10 protein-coding genes and 1 tRNA gene are annotated in these 14,320 nt (G+C 65.3%); 4 read left to right on the top strand and 7 right to left on the bottom strand.

All coding sequences use genetic code 11. The features are described from left to right. The first annotated feature begins 56 nt into the window (after positions 1-56). Positions 57-779, top strand: a complete 723-nt coding sequence (gene ubiG, locus LH20_RS14055; RefSeq protein ID WP_053556291.1) for a bifunctional 2-polyprenyl-6-hydroxyphenol methylase/3-demethylubiquinol 3-O-methyltransferase UbiG — start codon at positions 57-59, stop codon at positions 777-779. After that, complete coding sequence (locus LH20_RS14050; RefSeq protein WP_053554751.1) at positions 776-1,378, top strand: DUF1801 domain-containing protein; 603 nt, start codon at positions 776-778, stop codon at positions 1,376-1,378. The genes ubiG and LH20_RS14050 overlap by 4 nt, the downstream gene beginning before the upstream one ends. Before the next feature lie 117 nt (positions 1,379-1,495). On the opposite strand, the gene LH20_RS14045 is transcribed toward LH20_RS14050, so the two are convergent. From LH20_RS14045 to LH20_RS14015, 7 genes are all read right to left on the bottom strand, one after another. After that, positions 1,496-2,167 (bottom strand): glutathione S-transferase family protein, encoded by a 672-nt coding sequence (locus LH20_RS14045; protein ID WP_053554750.1) that lies wholly within the window; start codon positions 2,165-2,167, stop codon positions 1,496-1,498. A 125-nt stretch (positions 2,168-2,292) separates the two neighbouring features. Beyond that, entirely contained in the window at positions 2,293-2,718 is a 426-nt protein-coding gene (locus LH20_RS14040; protein ID WP_053554749.1) for a hypothetical protein, read from the bottom strand. 169 nt (positions 2,719-2,887) lie between these two features. Then, positions 2,888-7,417 (bottom strand): glutamate synthase large subunit, encoded by a 4,530-nt coding sequence (gltB, locus tag LH20_RS14035; protein WP_053554748.1) that lies wholly within the window; start codon positions 7,415-7,417, stop codon positions 2,888-2,890. Between the two features lie 59 nt (positions 7,418-7,476). Beyond that, positions 7,477-8,658: a DUF2059 domain-containing protein gene (locus tag LH20_RS14030; protein ID WP_053554747.1), complete on the bottom strand. Its 1,182-nt coding sequence runs from the start codon at positions 8,656-8,658 to the stop codon at positions 7,477-7,479. 24 nt (positions 8,659-8,682) lie between these two features. Further along, positions 8,683-10,125, bottom strand: coding sequence for an NAD(P)-dependent oxidoreductase (locus LH20_RS14025; RefSeq protein ID WP_053554746.1), 1,443 nt, complete (start codon positions 10,123-10,125; stop codon positions 8,683-8,685). A 157-nt stretch (positions 10,126-10,282) separates the two neighbouring features. Beyond that, positions 10,283-11,080 (bottom strand): undecaprenyl-diphosphate phosphatase, encoded by a 798-nt coding sequence (locus LH20_RS14020; protein ID WP_053554745.1) that lies wholly within the window; start codon positions 11,078-11,080, stop codon positions 10,283-10,285. Between the two features lie 183 nt (positions 11,081-11,263). Beyond that, positions 11,264-12,202, bottom strand: a complete 939-nt coding sequence (locus LH20_RS14015) for a complex I NDUFA9 subunit family protein (protein ID WP_053554744.1) — start codon at positions 12,200-12,202, stop codon at positions 11,264-11,266. Positions 12,203-12,397: 195 nt separating this feature from the next. Between LH20_RS14015 and LH20_RS14010 the strand changes: the two genes are divergently transcribed. Together LH20_RS14010 and LH20_RS14005 are read left to right on the top strand one after the other, a co-directional pair. Then, positions 12,398-12,484: transfer RNA gene (locus LH20_RS14010), tRNA-Leu, on the top strand. A 182-nt stretch (positions 12,485-12,666) separates the two neighbouring features. Continuing rightward, complete coding sequence (locus LH20_RS14005) at positions 12,667-14,016, top strand: IS1380 family transposase (protein WP_053554743.1); 1,350 nt, start codon at positions 12,667-12,669, stop codon at positions 14,014-14,016. The last annotated feature ends 304 nt before the right edge of the window (positions 14,017-14,320 follow it).

Raw genomic sequence — 14,320 nt, 5'->3', positions numbered from 1 at the left:
CGCGCGGGGCGGCAATTTTCTTGCGCGAGGCTCCGCTCGGTGCCACATCATTTGCCATGACTGCCGCGACGATCAACCCGCGTGAGGCTGCCCATTTCGGCGCGCTCGCTGCCGACTGGTGGAACCCCAAGGGGTCCTCGGCGATGCTCCACAGGCTGAACCCGGTGCGCCTCGCCTATATCCGCGACCAGATCGACGCTCACTGGCATGTCGACGCGCGCGAACGCCATCCGCTTCAAGGCCGCCGCGCGCTCGACGTCGGCTGCGGCGCGGGGCTGCTCGCCGAGCCGCTCGCTCGCCTCGGCGCCGCGGTGACGGGCGTCGATGCAGCGCCCGAAAATATCGCGGCCGCGCGCGAGCATGCGGCGGGGCAGGGGCTTGCCATCACCTATTTCGCGGGTGAACTCGCGAGCCTTCCCGCGCAGACATTCGACCTTGTGACCTCGATGGAGGTCATCGAGCATGTCGCCGACCCCGCCGCCTTTGTGGCGGGGCTCGCCGCGCGGCTTGCGGGCGATGGGCTGATGATCCTCTCGACGCCCAATCGCACGGCGGCCTCGAAGCTCCTCCTGGTCGAAGCCGCCGAGCGCATCGGCGCTGTTCCCCGCGGGACGCACGACTGGGACGCATTTTTGAAGCCTGAGGAACTCACCGCGATGCTTGAAGGCGCGGAGCTCAAGGTCGTCGATCGCACCGGGCTTTCGCCATCGCCCGCAAGAGGCTTCAAGCTTGGCGGAAGCGAGGCGCTCAACTATCTGATCGCCGCGCGGCACGCATGACGAGCGGCGGCCGCGACCCGCGCGTCGATGCCTATATTGCCAAGGCCGAGCCCTTCGCGCAGACCATTCTCACCCATTTGCGTGCGCTCGTCCACGCGCATGCCCCTCGCGCCGAGGAGGCGCTGAAATGGGGCGTGCCGCATTTTGTGCTCGGCGGACAGAATCTCGCGGCGATGGCGGCGTTCAGGATGCATGCAACCTTCGGCTTCTGGCGCGACGAGGAGGTGACGGGCGCTGCGCGCAGGGAAGGGGCGATGGGTAGTTTCGGCCGCCTCGCCTCGCTTGCCGACCTTCCCGATGATGAGGTGCTCGCGGCCATGATCGCAAAGGCGGCCGCGCTCGCGGGCGAGGGCAAGCGCGGGCGGGCGAGGAGGGCGCCGAAGCCGGCGCTCGACCTGCCACAGGATCTCGGCGCAGCCCTCAAGGCCAGCGCGGCGGCTGCGGGGCATTGGGAGGCTTTTTCGCCGGGCAAGCGGCGCGACTATGTCGAATGGGTGCTCGAGGCCAGGCGTGAGGAGACACGCGCGCGGCGGATCGAGACGATTGTCGCGCAGGTCGCCGAGGGCAAGGACCGGAACTGGAAATACAGGACCTGCTGAGCCGGCAGGCCAGCCTCGCATGGCGCGCGCGCGCGATCGGTGCCGAGGGACGAGCCTTCCATGTCGCCGCCTCGCTCCCTTCATCCCCGCCGCGCGCGGAGGCGGACCGAGGTCCGTCTAGAAGTCGACGTCCTCATAATATTTGGGCGGACTGACGATCTCCATTCGCTCGGCAAGCAGCGGGCGGAAGCTCGGGCGGGACTTGAGACCCGAATACCAGCCCTTGGTCTGCTCATGGCCGGTCCAGTCGATCCCGCCGAGATAGTCGGCCACCGAGATGTGCGCCGCGGCGGCGAGGTCGGCAAGGCTCATCGTCGCGCCGGCAAGCCAGGTGCGATGATCGATCAGATAGTCGACATAGTCGAGATGGTTGTTCGCCGCCTTCATCGCCTCGCGGAGCGCACCGGCGTCGGGCGGCTGGCGATGGACAATGCGCTTTTGCATCCGCTCGAAGAGCAGCGGGCCGGTGACTTCATAATAAAAGTCCTGGTCGAACCAGGCGACGAGGCGGCGAATTTCGGCGCGGTTTGCCGCGGTGCCGTTGATCATCGCCTTCGTCTCGACGGTCTCCTCGAAATATTCCGCGATCGCCGCGCTGTCGATCAGGACCTGGCCGCGCTCCTGGTCGACCATGACCGGCGTGCGGCCTGCCGGGTTGAGGTCGATGAACTCGTCGCGGCGCTCCCAGGGCGACTCGCGCACCAGTTCATAGCCCACGCCCTTTTCGCCGAGCAGAAGCCGGATCTTGCGCGAAAAGGGACATAGGGGAAATTGATAGAGTTGCCACATGGGTTCGGCATAGCGGCACGAGGGCCGGGGGTGCAACGGCTATGGCGCGGGCCGGGCTGGACGAGGCCCATTTATCCACCGCGCCGCCACGCATGCGGATCGTGCGCGGGAGATATGATGGACCTTTAGCGCCGCGCTGCGTCGCGTTCGCGTTCCCACTGCGCGGCCATGTCGCGCGCCATGTCCTTGAGCAGGGGCGCATAAGCTGCGACTGCTGCAGCCATATGCCCCGCCATGCGGGTGCCCGCGCGCAAGTCGCGGCCGAGGCGCTCGCCATAATCGGGATCGCGCCCTGCCAGTTCGCCGAGCGTCGCGTCGGGCGGGATGTAGGCCGCGTCCGATTCGGGGTCGACGCGCGCCACGGCTTCGGCAAGCGGGCCGACGTTGAGCCGCATCAGCGCGTCGACGAGCGCGGCGACCGTATCGGCCATCTGGTCCTGCGCCGCGGGGTCATTGAGCACCGCGAGCGCGTCTCCATCGGCGGCCGCGGCAGGAAGGGGCGCGGCAAGCACGATGAGGGGAAGGGCAGCAAGGGACAGGCGGCGGGTCATGGCATCATCCTTCCAAGGGACGCGGGAAGACAAAGCGAAGCTGCGCCCTATAGACGGCCGACGCTTTCGCTGCGCTGAACGCTGCCGGCGCTGCGAAGAAGCGCGCGGCGCCTGCGCCGAATCCCCCGCCGAGCCCCGCCGCGGCGGGCGCAGCTGAGTAGCTCTCGGGCTATTCCGCGGCCACGACCTCGTCGACGCTCATGTCGCTCAGCGGATGGGCGAGGCGGGGGAGCATTTCCTTGGGGCAAATCTGCCAGAATTCGCCCTTGCGGATATCCCAGTCGGCGAGAATCTCGGCCGACCATTTGCTGCCCGTCGCCTGCGCATGGTCGGCGATCAGATCCTTCAGGACCTTTTCCCAATGCGCGCTTTCGAGGCGTTGCCAGACGATCGATTCGCCGTTGGCCCGGCGCTCGAAGCTTTCGTCGGTATCGAGCACAAACGCCATGCCGCCGGTCATGCCCGCGCCGAAGTTCGAGCCGACGGGACCGAGGATCACTGCGGTGCCGCCGGTCATATATTCGCAGCCGTTCGCGCCGCAGCCCTCGATGACGACATTTGCGCCCGAATTGCGCACCGCAAAGCGTTCACCCGCCTGACCTGCTGCAAGGAGCGTGCCCGCTGTCGCGCCGTAAAGGACCGTGTTGCCCACGATGCTGTTGTGCTGGCTCACAAGCGGGCTCGAGACGGTCGGCCGAACTATGATGCGGCCGCCCGAGAGCCCCTTGCCTACATAGTCATTGGCATCGCCGAACACCTCAAGCGTGATGCCCTGGCAGAGGAAGGCCCCGAGCGACTGCCCCGCGGTCCCGCGCAGGCGGATCTCGATATGGCCCTGCGCCAGCCCTGTCATGCCGAAGCGCTGCGTGACTTCGGCGGAAAGGCGGGTGCCGACGGCACGGTGCGTGTTGCGGACATTATAGGTGAGCTGCATCCGCTCGCCGCGCTCGAAGAGCGGCCGCGCATCATTGAGGATCTGCGCGTCGAGGCTGTCGGGCACCGGGTTGCGGAAATGCGGGCCCTGCGAGCGACGTTCCTCGTCGGGTGCGTCGACCTTGGCGAGGATCGGATTGAGGTCGAGATCGTCAAGATGCTCGGCGCCGCGGCTGACCTGGCGAAGGAGCTCGGTGCGGCCAATCACCTCGTCGAGGCTGCGGCAGCCGAGCTTGGCGAGGATTTCGCGTACCTCTTCGGCGATGAAGGTCATGAGGTTGATGACCTTCTCGGGCGTCCCTGTGAACCTGGCGCGGAGTTTCTCATCCTGCGTGCAGACGCCCACCGGGCAGGTGTTCGAGTGGCACTGGCGCACCATGATGCACCCCATCGCGACGAGGCTCAATGTCCCGATGCCATATTCCTCGGCGCCAAGGATCGCCGCGATCACGATGTCGCGCCCGGTCTTGAGGCCGCCGTCGGTGCGCAGCCGGATCCGGTGGCGCAGGCCATTGAGTGTCAGCACCTGGTTGACTTCGCTCAGCCCCATTTCCCACGGCGTGCCGGCATATTTGACGCTCGTCTGGGGCGAAGCGCCGGTGCCGCCGGTGTTGCCCGAGACGAGGATCACGTCGGCGTGCGCCTTGGCGACGCCTGCCGCGACGGTGCCGATGCCCGCCGAGCTCACAAGCTTCACGCAGACGCGCGCGCGCGGATTGATCTGCTTCAGATCGTAGATCAGCTGCGCCAGATCCTCGATCGAGTAGATGTCGTGGTGCGGCGGCGGGCTGATCAGCATCACCCCGGGCGTCGCGTGGCGCAGACGCGCAATGAATTCGGTGACCTTGAAGCCCGGGAGCTGGCCGCCCTCGCCGGGCTTGGCGCCCTGCGCGACCTTTATCTCGATCTCGTCGCAGGCGCCAAGATATTCGGCGGTGACGCCGAAGCGGCCGCTTGCGATCTGCTTGATATTGCTGTTGGCATTGTCGCCATTGGCATAGGGGCGGTAGCGCTCGCTTGCTTCGCCGCCTTCACCCGACACCGCCTTCGCGCCGATGCGGTTCATCGCGATCGCAAGCGTTTCATGCGCTTCGGGCGACAGGGCGCCGAGCGACATGCCGGGGGTGACGAAGCGCTTGCGGATCTCGGTGATCGCCTCGACGCTGTCGAGCGGCACGCCCTGGGCAGGATAGTTGAACTCCATCAGGTCGCGCAAATAGACGGGCGGCAAGTCAGCGACCCCGCGCGCGAACTGGAGATAGGTCGAATAGCTGTCGGTCGCGACTGCGGTCTGCAGGAGATGCATCAGCTGCGCCGAATAGGCGTGCGTCTCGCCGCCCGCGCGCTGGCGGTAGAAGCCGCCGACGGGGAGCGTGGTCACCCGGGTGTCGAATGCTGCCTCGTGCTTCTCGGTCGCGTTGATGAAGAGCGACTGATAGCCTTCGCCCGAAATCTTCGCCGGCATGCCGGGGAAGAGGTCGTTGACGAGTGCGCGCGAGAGGCCGACGGCTTCGAAATTATAGCCGCCGCGATAGCTGGAGATCACCGCGATCCCCATCTTTGCCATGATCTTGAGGAGACCGTCGTCGATCGCCTTGCGGAAGCGCTTGCGGCACTCGGCAAGGCTGAGTTCGCCGAACAGTCCGCGCGCCTGACGATCAGCGATCGTCGCTTCGGCAAGATAGGCGTGGACGGTGGTTGCGCCGACGCCGATCAGCACCGCGAAGCTGTGCGTGTCGAGCACCTCGGCCGAGCGGACGTTGATCGAGGCGTAGCTGCGCAGCCCCTTGCGCACGAGGTGCGTGTGGACCGCCGCGGCCGCGAGCACCATGGCGACACCGACGCGCTCGGGGCCGATATTCTGGTCGGAGAGGAAGAGCTCGCTGCGCCCGGCGCGTACCGCGTCCTCTGCTTCGCGGCGAATGCGCGCGATCGCGTCGCGGAGCGCCGACGCGTCGCCGCCGACGGGGAAGGTGCAGTCGATGTCGGCAACCGCGTCGCCGAAATAGGCGCGAAGCCGATCCCAGTCGTCGCCGACGAGCACGGGCGAATCCATGACGAGGACATGCTCGCTCTGCCCCTTTTCATCGAGGATGTTGGCGAGGTTTGCAAAGCGCGTCTTGAGGCTCATCACATGCCGCTCGCGCAGGCTGTCGATCGGCGGATTGGTGACCTGGCTGAAGTTCTGGCGGAAGAATTGCGCGACGTGGCGCGGCTTGTCCGAGATGACTGCAAGCGGGGTGTCGTCGCCCATCGATCCGACGGCTTCCTTCGCATCCTCGACCATCGGCGAAAGGATGAGTTCCATGTCCTCCATCGTGAGCCCGGCTGCAACCTGGCGGCGCAGGAGTTCACTGCGGTCCCACTCGGCAAGGCTTGACTTCCCGCCCTTGGGCAGGTCGGCCATGGTACGGAAGCCCTTGACGCGCGCGGCATAATCCTGCGCGCTCGCGATCTTGTCCTTGATCGCGCGGTCGTCGTAGAGCGTGCCTTCGTCGAGGTCGACGGCGATCATCTGCCCAGGGCCAAGACGGCCCTTTTTGCGGATGCTCGCTTCGGGGAGCAGCACCATGCCGCTTTCCGAGCCGACGACGAGCAGATTGTCGGCGGTGAGCGTGTAGCGGAGCGGACGAAGCGCATTGCGATCCATCCCTGCGACCGCCCAGCGGCCATCGGTCATCGCGAGCGCGGCAGGGCCGTCCCACGCCTCCATGACGCTTGCAAGATAGGCGTACATCGCCTTGTGCGCTTCGGGGGCGTCGGGGTCGCTTTCCCATGCCTCGGGAACGAGGATCAGCTTGGCGGTCGGGGCATCGCGCCCTGCGCGGCACAAGGTTTCGAACACGGCATCGAGCGCCGCCGTATCCGACGCGCCCGCCGGGATCACCGGCTTGATGTCTTCCGAATGCTCGCCGAAGGCGAGGCTCGCCATCTTGATCTCGTGGCTCTTCATCCAGTTCCGGTTGCCGCGGATCGTGTTGATCTCGCCATTGTGCGCGAGGCAGCGGAAGGGCTGAGCGAGCCACCATTGCGGGAAGGTGTTGGTCGAATAGCGCTGGTGAAAGATCGCGACCCGGCTCTCGAACAGCTTGCTCGTGAGGTCGGGATAGAAGTCGGCGAGGCTCTCGGCGAGGAACAGGCCCTTGTAGATGATCGAGCGCGCCGAGAGGCTGCAGATATAGAAATCGGCGATTTGCGCTGCGACCACCTTCTTCTCGATGCGGCGGCGCACGAGATAGAGCTGCTTTTCAAACTCGTCGATCGACTGTTCGTCGGGCAGCGGCCCCGCGATCATGATCTGCTCGATCTCGGGGCGCGTGCGCTGCGCCTTGTCGCCGATCACCGAGACGTCGACCGGTACCTGGCGCCAGCCATAGATGGTGTAGCCCGCCTCGATGATCTCGGTTTCGACGATTGTGCGGCATTCTTCCTGCGCGGAAAGATCGGTGCGCGGTAGGAAGATCATGCCGACGGCGAGGCGGTTCGGGCGCACCTTGTGGCCCGACGCCGCGATCGCATCGTCGAAGAAGCGCTCGGGAAGATCGACATGGATTCCCGCCCCGTCACCCGTCTTGCCGTCGGCATCTACCGCGCCGCGGTGCCACACTGCGCGCAGCGCCTCGATCGCCGCCTCGACGACGCGGCGCGAGGCCTTGCCGTCGGTCGCTGCAACCATGCCGACGCCGCAGGCATCGGATTCAAGGTCGGGGCGATAAAGGCCTTCGGCAGCAAGCCGGGCATGTTCGGGGGTGGGGAAATGGGTCATGCTATCGTTCCTGGCGGGTTCCTCGCCCTCCCGGCGGTGACCGGGCGGACGAACGCTCCTTAGTCTGTCGGTGGCAGTTTCTTGCGGGCCTTGGCGACCGCCTCCTCCTGCGCTTCGAAGGCGGCGGTGGAGGCGTTATTGGCAGCCTCCTCGAGCGCTTCGACCCGCTGGCGGTCGGCGTCGGACCAATTGTCGCGGTCATAGGCGGGATCGTAATAGGCGTCGGCGGCTGCAGCTGCGGCGTCGGCGGCCTCCTCTGCCGCATCGTAAGCGGCATCGGCTTCAGCCTCGACGGCGCCCGAAGCATCATCCCACGCCGCCTCGTCGCCGGCCTCGCCAATCATCGCGTCGGCGCCCGCCATCTCGCCGCTCATCATGTCGCGGTTGTCCTTGAGCGTCTGGACATTGACCTTCATGAGCTTCGCAAGCTTCTTCATCTCGGCATCGCTGAGGTCAGCGAGACCCTTTTCCTTGGGCAGATCCTTGAACTGCCCCTCGATCGTCGGCGCACGGTCGAGGAATTTGGTGACCATGGGCGGGATTGCCTTCACGACCGCGAGCATGACTTCCGGATCGGCCTGAAGCGCGAGCGCTTCACCCGAATAGAATTTGCCCGTCGGAGTGGCGAAGAAGCTGTTGAGTTCGCTCAGCTGGTCGGCCGAGAATTTGCGGGCATAGGCCTTGGCGAGCCCTGCGCGCATCGGCGCCTCGATATCGGCCAGCGCCTCGCTGACGAGCGGCTGGACGACCTTGATGACCTGCTCCTCGCGCTCCTTGCGGTGCGGATCGAAGATATCGGCGGCGGCATTTTTGGTGGCCGCGTCGAGCGCGGCGATCTTTTCGCTTTCGATCCCCGTCTTGATCGAGAGCATCAGGTCGGAGTTGCCGCCGGTTTCCGCAAGCAAGGTGCGCAGCATCTTCCCGTAAAGATTGTCCATCATCTTTTCGAGACTGCCGCTCGGGATGAGCGCGGCGGTCGTGCCCTCGGCGAGCGTCAGCCGCGCCGGGTCGATCGGCGGCAGGTCGCTCGTGTCGAACATCTTCTCGATGATCGCGATCGCAGCGTCCATTTCCTGCTGCATCTTCGCCTTGGAATTGCCGAGCGATGCTTCGCTTTCGGCGCCCGCTGCCCAGGCCGCCTCATCGGCAAGTGCTTCGGCTGCGGGCGCTTCCTGCGCGGCGGCGGAAACGGGCGCGACGAGAATCGTGCCGGCAAGCAAGATGGATTTCCAGGTCGACATAAGTGATTCCTTCCCCCCTGTTGGTCAGGCGGCCTTCCTCTCGCTTTTGGCCTTCGCCTTCAACCATTTCGACATCGCCTCGCTGACGTCGCGCCCGTCGCGAATGCCCCAGACGACGAGGCTCGCACCGCGCACGATGTCGCCGGCGGCAAACACGCCCGGAAGGCTGGTCATCATCGTCTGGTGATCGACGCGCAGCGTGCCCCAGCGCGTGACGCTGAGATCGGGCGAGCCGAAGAGCTGCGGCAAGTCCTCAGGATCAAAGCCCAAGGCCTTGATCACCATGTCGGCGGGAAGGTCGAACGCGCGGCCGGGGTCGGGTTCAGGGCTGCGGCGGCCGCTTGCGTCGGGGGCGCCGAGGCGCATGCCCTTGACCGCCACTTCCTTGACCGAGCTGTCGGCGGTGAAGCGTTCGGGAGCAGAGAGCCAGACGAACTCGACGCCTTCTTCTTCGGCATTGGCAACCTCGCGCTGCGAGCCCGGCATATTGTCGCGGTCGCGGCGATAGAGGCATTTTACCGATTTCGCGCCCTGGCGCACCGCGGTGCGCACGCAGTCCATCGCGGTGTCGCCGCCCCCGATCACGACGACATGCTTGCCCGCAGCGTTGAGGCGGCCGTCCTCGAATTCGGGGACCGCGTCGCCAAAGCCTTTGCGATTGGAAGCGATGAGATAGTCGAGCGCGGCGATGACGCCGGCAGCTTCATTGCCGGGCACATTGATCTCACGCGCCTTGTAGACGCCGGTTGCGATCAGGATTGCGTCGTGCTTCGCGCGGAGCACATCGAGCGTCGCCTCGCGGCCGACCTCGAAGCCGAGGTGGAAGTGAATCCCGCTCGCCGCGAGCCGCTCGACGCGGCGCATCACCACGTCCTTTTCGAGCTTGAAGCCCGGGATGCCATAGGTGAGGAGCCCGCCAGCCCGGTCGTGGCGGTCGTAGACATGCACCTCATGCCCCTCGACCCGCAGATATTCGGCCGCCGTAAGCCCCGCAGGGCCGGCGCCGATAATGCCGATCGACTGTCCCGTCGCGGGGCCGGGGTGGACCGGCTCGACCCAGCCTTCGGCCCAGGCCGTATCGGTGATATATTTCTCGACGCTGCCGATCGTCACTGCGCCGTGACCCGAAAATTCGATGACGCAATTGCCTTCGCACAGGCGATCCTGGGGGCAGATGCGCCCGCAGATCTCGGGCATCGTCGAGGTGGCGTTGGAGAGTTCATAGGCTTCCCGCAGCCGCCCCTCGGCAGTGAGGCGCAGCCAGTCCGGAATATGATTGTGGAGCGGGCAGTGGACCGAGCAATAGGGCACGCCGCACTGCGAACAGCGCGCGGCCTGTGCGTCGGCCTCTGGCGCCGCGTAGCGCTCGGCGATTTCCTTGAAATCGCGCGCGCGCTCTTCGGGCGAGCGCTTGTCGGGATAGGATTGTTCGCGCCCCACAAATTGGAGCATGCGTTCGGCTGCCATGCATATTCCCTTTCGTTGGGAGCCGGATGCATGCTCAGCTGAGGTCTGTCACGGAAGAAATGAGATATAGGTCAGAAACGCTGACCTTAAAATCTCGCAATTCGGCCCTCGATGAGATCCGCGAAATTATCTTTCGCGATTTAGTACCGATTCGGACCTATCTCAGGGCCAGCCATAAAAGCGCGGCGCCGCCGACGATGATCCGATACCAAGCAAAAGGCGCAAAACCATAGCGCGTTACCACCGCCAGAAAAGCCTTGATCACCGCCCAGGCGACGATAAAGGACACGAGCGCTCCCACGCCGATCAGGCCGAGGTCGCCGCTTGTAATCGCATCGCGATGCTTGAAGAGCTGCAGCACGGTTGCGCCGCTCAGTGTCGGCAATGCGAGGAAGAAACTGAACTCCGCGGCAGTCTTGCGGTCGACGCCGAGCGACATCGCGCCCATGATCGTCGCGCCCGAGCGGCTGACGCCGGGAATCATTGCAAGGCATTGGACGAGGCCCACGAGAATCGACTGGCGCGTCGTCAGCGCGGCGACCCCGCCGCTCTCGCGCGGCTTGGCGAAGCGTTCGACGAGGAGAATCGCAAAGCCGCCGATGACCAGCGCCCAGGCGACGACAACCGCATTCTCGAGCAATAGCTCGATCTGGTCGCCGAATGCGAGCCCGAGAACCACGGCGGGGAAGAAGGCAAGGAGCAGGTTGCGAACAAAGGCGATTGCGACCGGATCGCGCCGGAAAAAGCCGACGAACATGTCCCAGAAAAGGTGCCGATAGAGAACGACGATCGCGAGGATCGCACCGGGCTGGATCGCGATGTTGAACACTGCCCATTTCGAGGCATCATAGCCGAGCAGTTCGGTCGCGAGGATCAGATGCCCCGTTGACGAGACGGGCAGGAATTCGGTGAGACCCTCGACGATACCGAGGATGATTGCAGTCAGCCAGATCAATGAAAACTTCCTTTGGCGGCGGGAGAGCGGACGGGGCAGGGCAGGGTCATGCGCTAATGTCCTGACGGGAAAAATATGCAAAAGGGCGCCCGACATGTGCCGGACGCCCAGTCCTTGAACATTCTTATGCCGCAGCCTTCGCTTTTGCCAAGCTTTCGGATGACGGCGAAACCCCGCTTCGCCTCACTGCGCCGCAATTCCGGCGAAGCGCCCATGACGGCGATATTGGACGAGCCAGCCTTCGGCGACCGAAGCAAGCGATGCTGGTGCGATGCCGAACGCGGCAAAGCCTTCGGCGCCGGGCGTCACCACATTGTCCGACTGCAGCATCAGCCATTGATCTTTCGTGATCGGCGCGCCGGGCAACCAGCCGAATCCGCTTGCAAGCACCGAGGCGATCGCGTCGGGCAGTTCGACGAACAGGCGCTTGCGCCCGGTCGCATCGGCGATCCAGTGCATGAGCGCCGCCATCGAGAGCACCTGCGGCCCGCCGAGCTCGAAAATGCGGCCCGAGGCCGAGGCGTCGAGCGCTGAGACCACAGCTTCCGCTACGTCGCCGACATAGACAGGCTGAAACTTGGCCGCAGGCGCAATCACGGGGATAACCGGAGACAGCCGGATCATCGCGGCGAAACGATTGATGAACTGATCCTCGCGGCCGAAGACGACCGAGGGACGAAGGATGACGGCGCCGGGGAAGGCGGTACGTACAGCGGCCTCGCCGTCGGCCTTGCTCTGCCCATAGACCGACGGGCTATCGAAGTCCGCGCCAATGGCCGAGAGATGGACGAGCGTGCGGGCGCCAGCGGCCTGCGCCGCTGCTGCGACGTGGCCGGCGCCGTCAGCCTGCACGGCCCGCATATCGTCGAAGCTCCCCGCGAGGTTGATCACGACGTCGCTTCCCGCAACCGCGCGCGCGACGCTCGCCGCGTCGCGGACATCGCATGCAACGAACTGCGTCTGGCCGAGCCCGCCGAGCGGCTTGAGATATGTCGCCGAGCGGGGCGCGCGCTGCGCGACGCGAACGCGCGCGCCGCGGGCGAGCAGCCTTTGCACGACATAGCGGCCGATGAAGCCGCCGCCGCCCAGCACCGTGATCAATTGCCCGTCGAGGTTCCCCATGTCATCCGTCCGTGATTCTATTGCGGCGCTGCGCGCCGCGCGGCCTCCCCATGCCGCGAAGCGCGATGCGGGGCAAGGGGCGACGCCGACCTTGCCGGTGCAAAACGGCCGCTCTGAAAGAAAATGTCATGCATCACACCCCGGCGCGGTTGACAAGCGACAGGCCGCGCCGCTAAGCGCCCGCTCCTACCCCGTGCCCAGATGGCGGAATTGGTAGACGCACCAGCTTCAGGTGCTGGCGATCGCAAGGTCGTGGAGGTTCGAGTCCTCTTCTGGGCACCATTTGTTCTTCTCACGTTCTCCCAAATAATCTATAAAACCCGCAGAAATCCTAGCCGCTCTTATGCACCAAGGGGTGTCTGAGCGGTAGGCGGGAGTAGCGTAAAGCTCTGTTCTGAAGTAAGAAATTGGGTGTCTAAGCCGTCCCTGCTCCGGGACAGAAATTGCCATAGGCTACACCCGCCATGACCGACGTTACCTCAAGCTCATTTCGATTCCCAGCGGTCCAACGCAAGAAAGTCACGGCTGCCTTCGACGGCGGTCGCATCACGTCGGACGGCGGGGTTCTGCTATTGGCGCAGGCCGAGCGCGAGATGGACATCTGCAGGCAGCTGGCCACCTGCATCGCCGATCGGCGCGATCCTTCGCGGGTGGTCCACAAGCTGGATGACATCCTGCGGGCTCGGGTTCTGGCGATTGCCTGCGGCTACGAGGACGCCGACGACCTCGACGCCCTGCGTGACGATCCCGGCTTCCGCCTGGCGCTGGGCAAGCTACCGGGTTCGGGCGCGGGCCTTGCCAGCCAACCGACGATGAGCCGCTGGGAAAACGCACCCACCACGCGCGAGCTGGCCCGCATGATGGCCGCGATGGTCGACATCTACTGCGCCAGTTATCCATCCCCGCCCGAGGCGGTGACGCTGGACATCGATGACACCTGCGATGTCGTGCACGGCTACCAGCAGTTATCGTTCTGGAACGGGCATCACGGTGAGCGCTGTTTCCTGCCGATCCACGTCTACGACACGGCAACGGGGCGGCCGGTCGCCATGCTGCTGCGCACCGGCAAGACGCCGAGCGGCGCGGAGGCCGCGGGCCATATCCGTCGCCTGGTGCGGCAGATCCAGAGGTACTGGCCCACGACCCACATCACGATCCGGGGCGACGGCCACTACGGCAGACCCGAGGTCATGAACTTCTGCGAGGCACAGGGCATCGATTATGTCTTCGGCCTGCCCACCAACGCTGTGCTGCGCGCCGATCCACAGATCGTGAAGATTGCCGATGCCTGCGCGGTCAAGCGGGCCGAGGAACAGCACGTGGTCCTGCGAAATTATGCCCAGACCCGCTACGGGGCGAAAAGCTGGAAATGCCAGCGCCGTGTCGTCGCCCGGATCGAGGCCAGCACGCTCGGCATGGATATCCGCTACGTCGTCACCTCGCTCGAGCAGGGCTCGGCCGAGCACATCTACGACACACTCTACTGCGCCCGCGGCCAGGCCGAAAACCTCATCAAGTTGCACAAGGCCCAGCTCGCCAGCGATCGCACGTCATGCCGATCAGCCAACGCCAATCAGATGCGGCTGATCCTGCACACCGCCGCATTCTGGCTGATGTGGCGCATCCAGCAGGCCATCCCCAAGGCAGCCGCGCTTGCCAACGCTGAGTTCGCGACCCTGCGCCTGCGGCTCCTCAAAGTCGCCGCACGCGTCATCGAGACCGCCTCCCGCATCCGCGTCGCCTTCGCTTCCGCCTGTCCCGACGCCGCCCTGTTCCGGATCATCGCCGCCGCCCTCAGGCCCGCCCCGACATAGCCAGTGCGGCCGTGCCGCTGAACGTCCGAGCCCCTCCATCAAACCCGCAAGCCTCTCGATCCCACGCGATGAAATAGACGCAGCGGAGGCACTCGGCCTGCTCAAACGCCCGCTGCCGCCAACGATTGATCTTCCCCAAGAACAACATCGTCACGAATAAGAGCGGCTAGGGATTTGGCCCTTGGATCGTTCCGGAACGTCCCGCGAAATCTCGGGGGTTCCAGACACTTTTGTGGGCCTTTTGAGGCCGTTTCGCAAAGGCCCAGATGAAAAGTGAAGCGGCCCCCAAAATGACCGGACAGTT

The sequence above is a fragment of the Sphingopyxis sp. 113P3 genome (assembly GCF_001278035.1).
In the GTDB taxonomy this organism is placed as follows: Bacteria; Pseudomonadota; Alphaproteobacteria; order Sphingomonadales; family Sphingomonadaceae; genus Sphingopyxis.
Note: the sequence above shows the minus strand (reverse complement) of the source record. Positions and strands in the feature narration are given on the sequence as shown.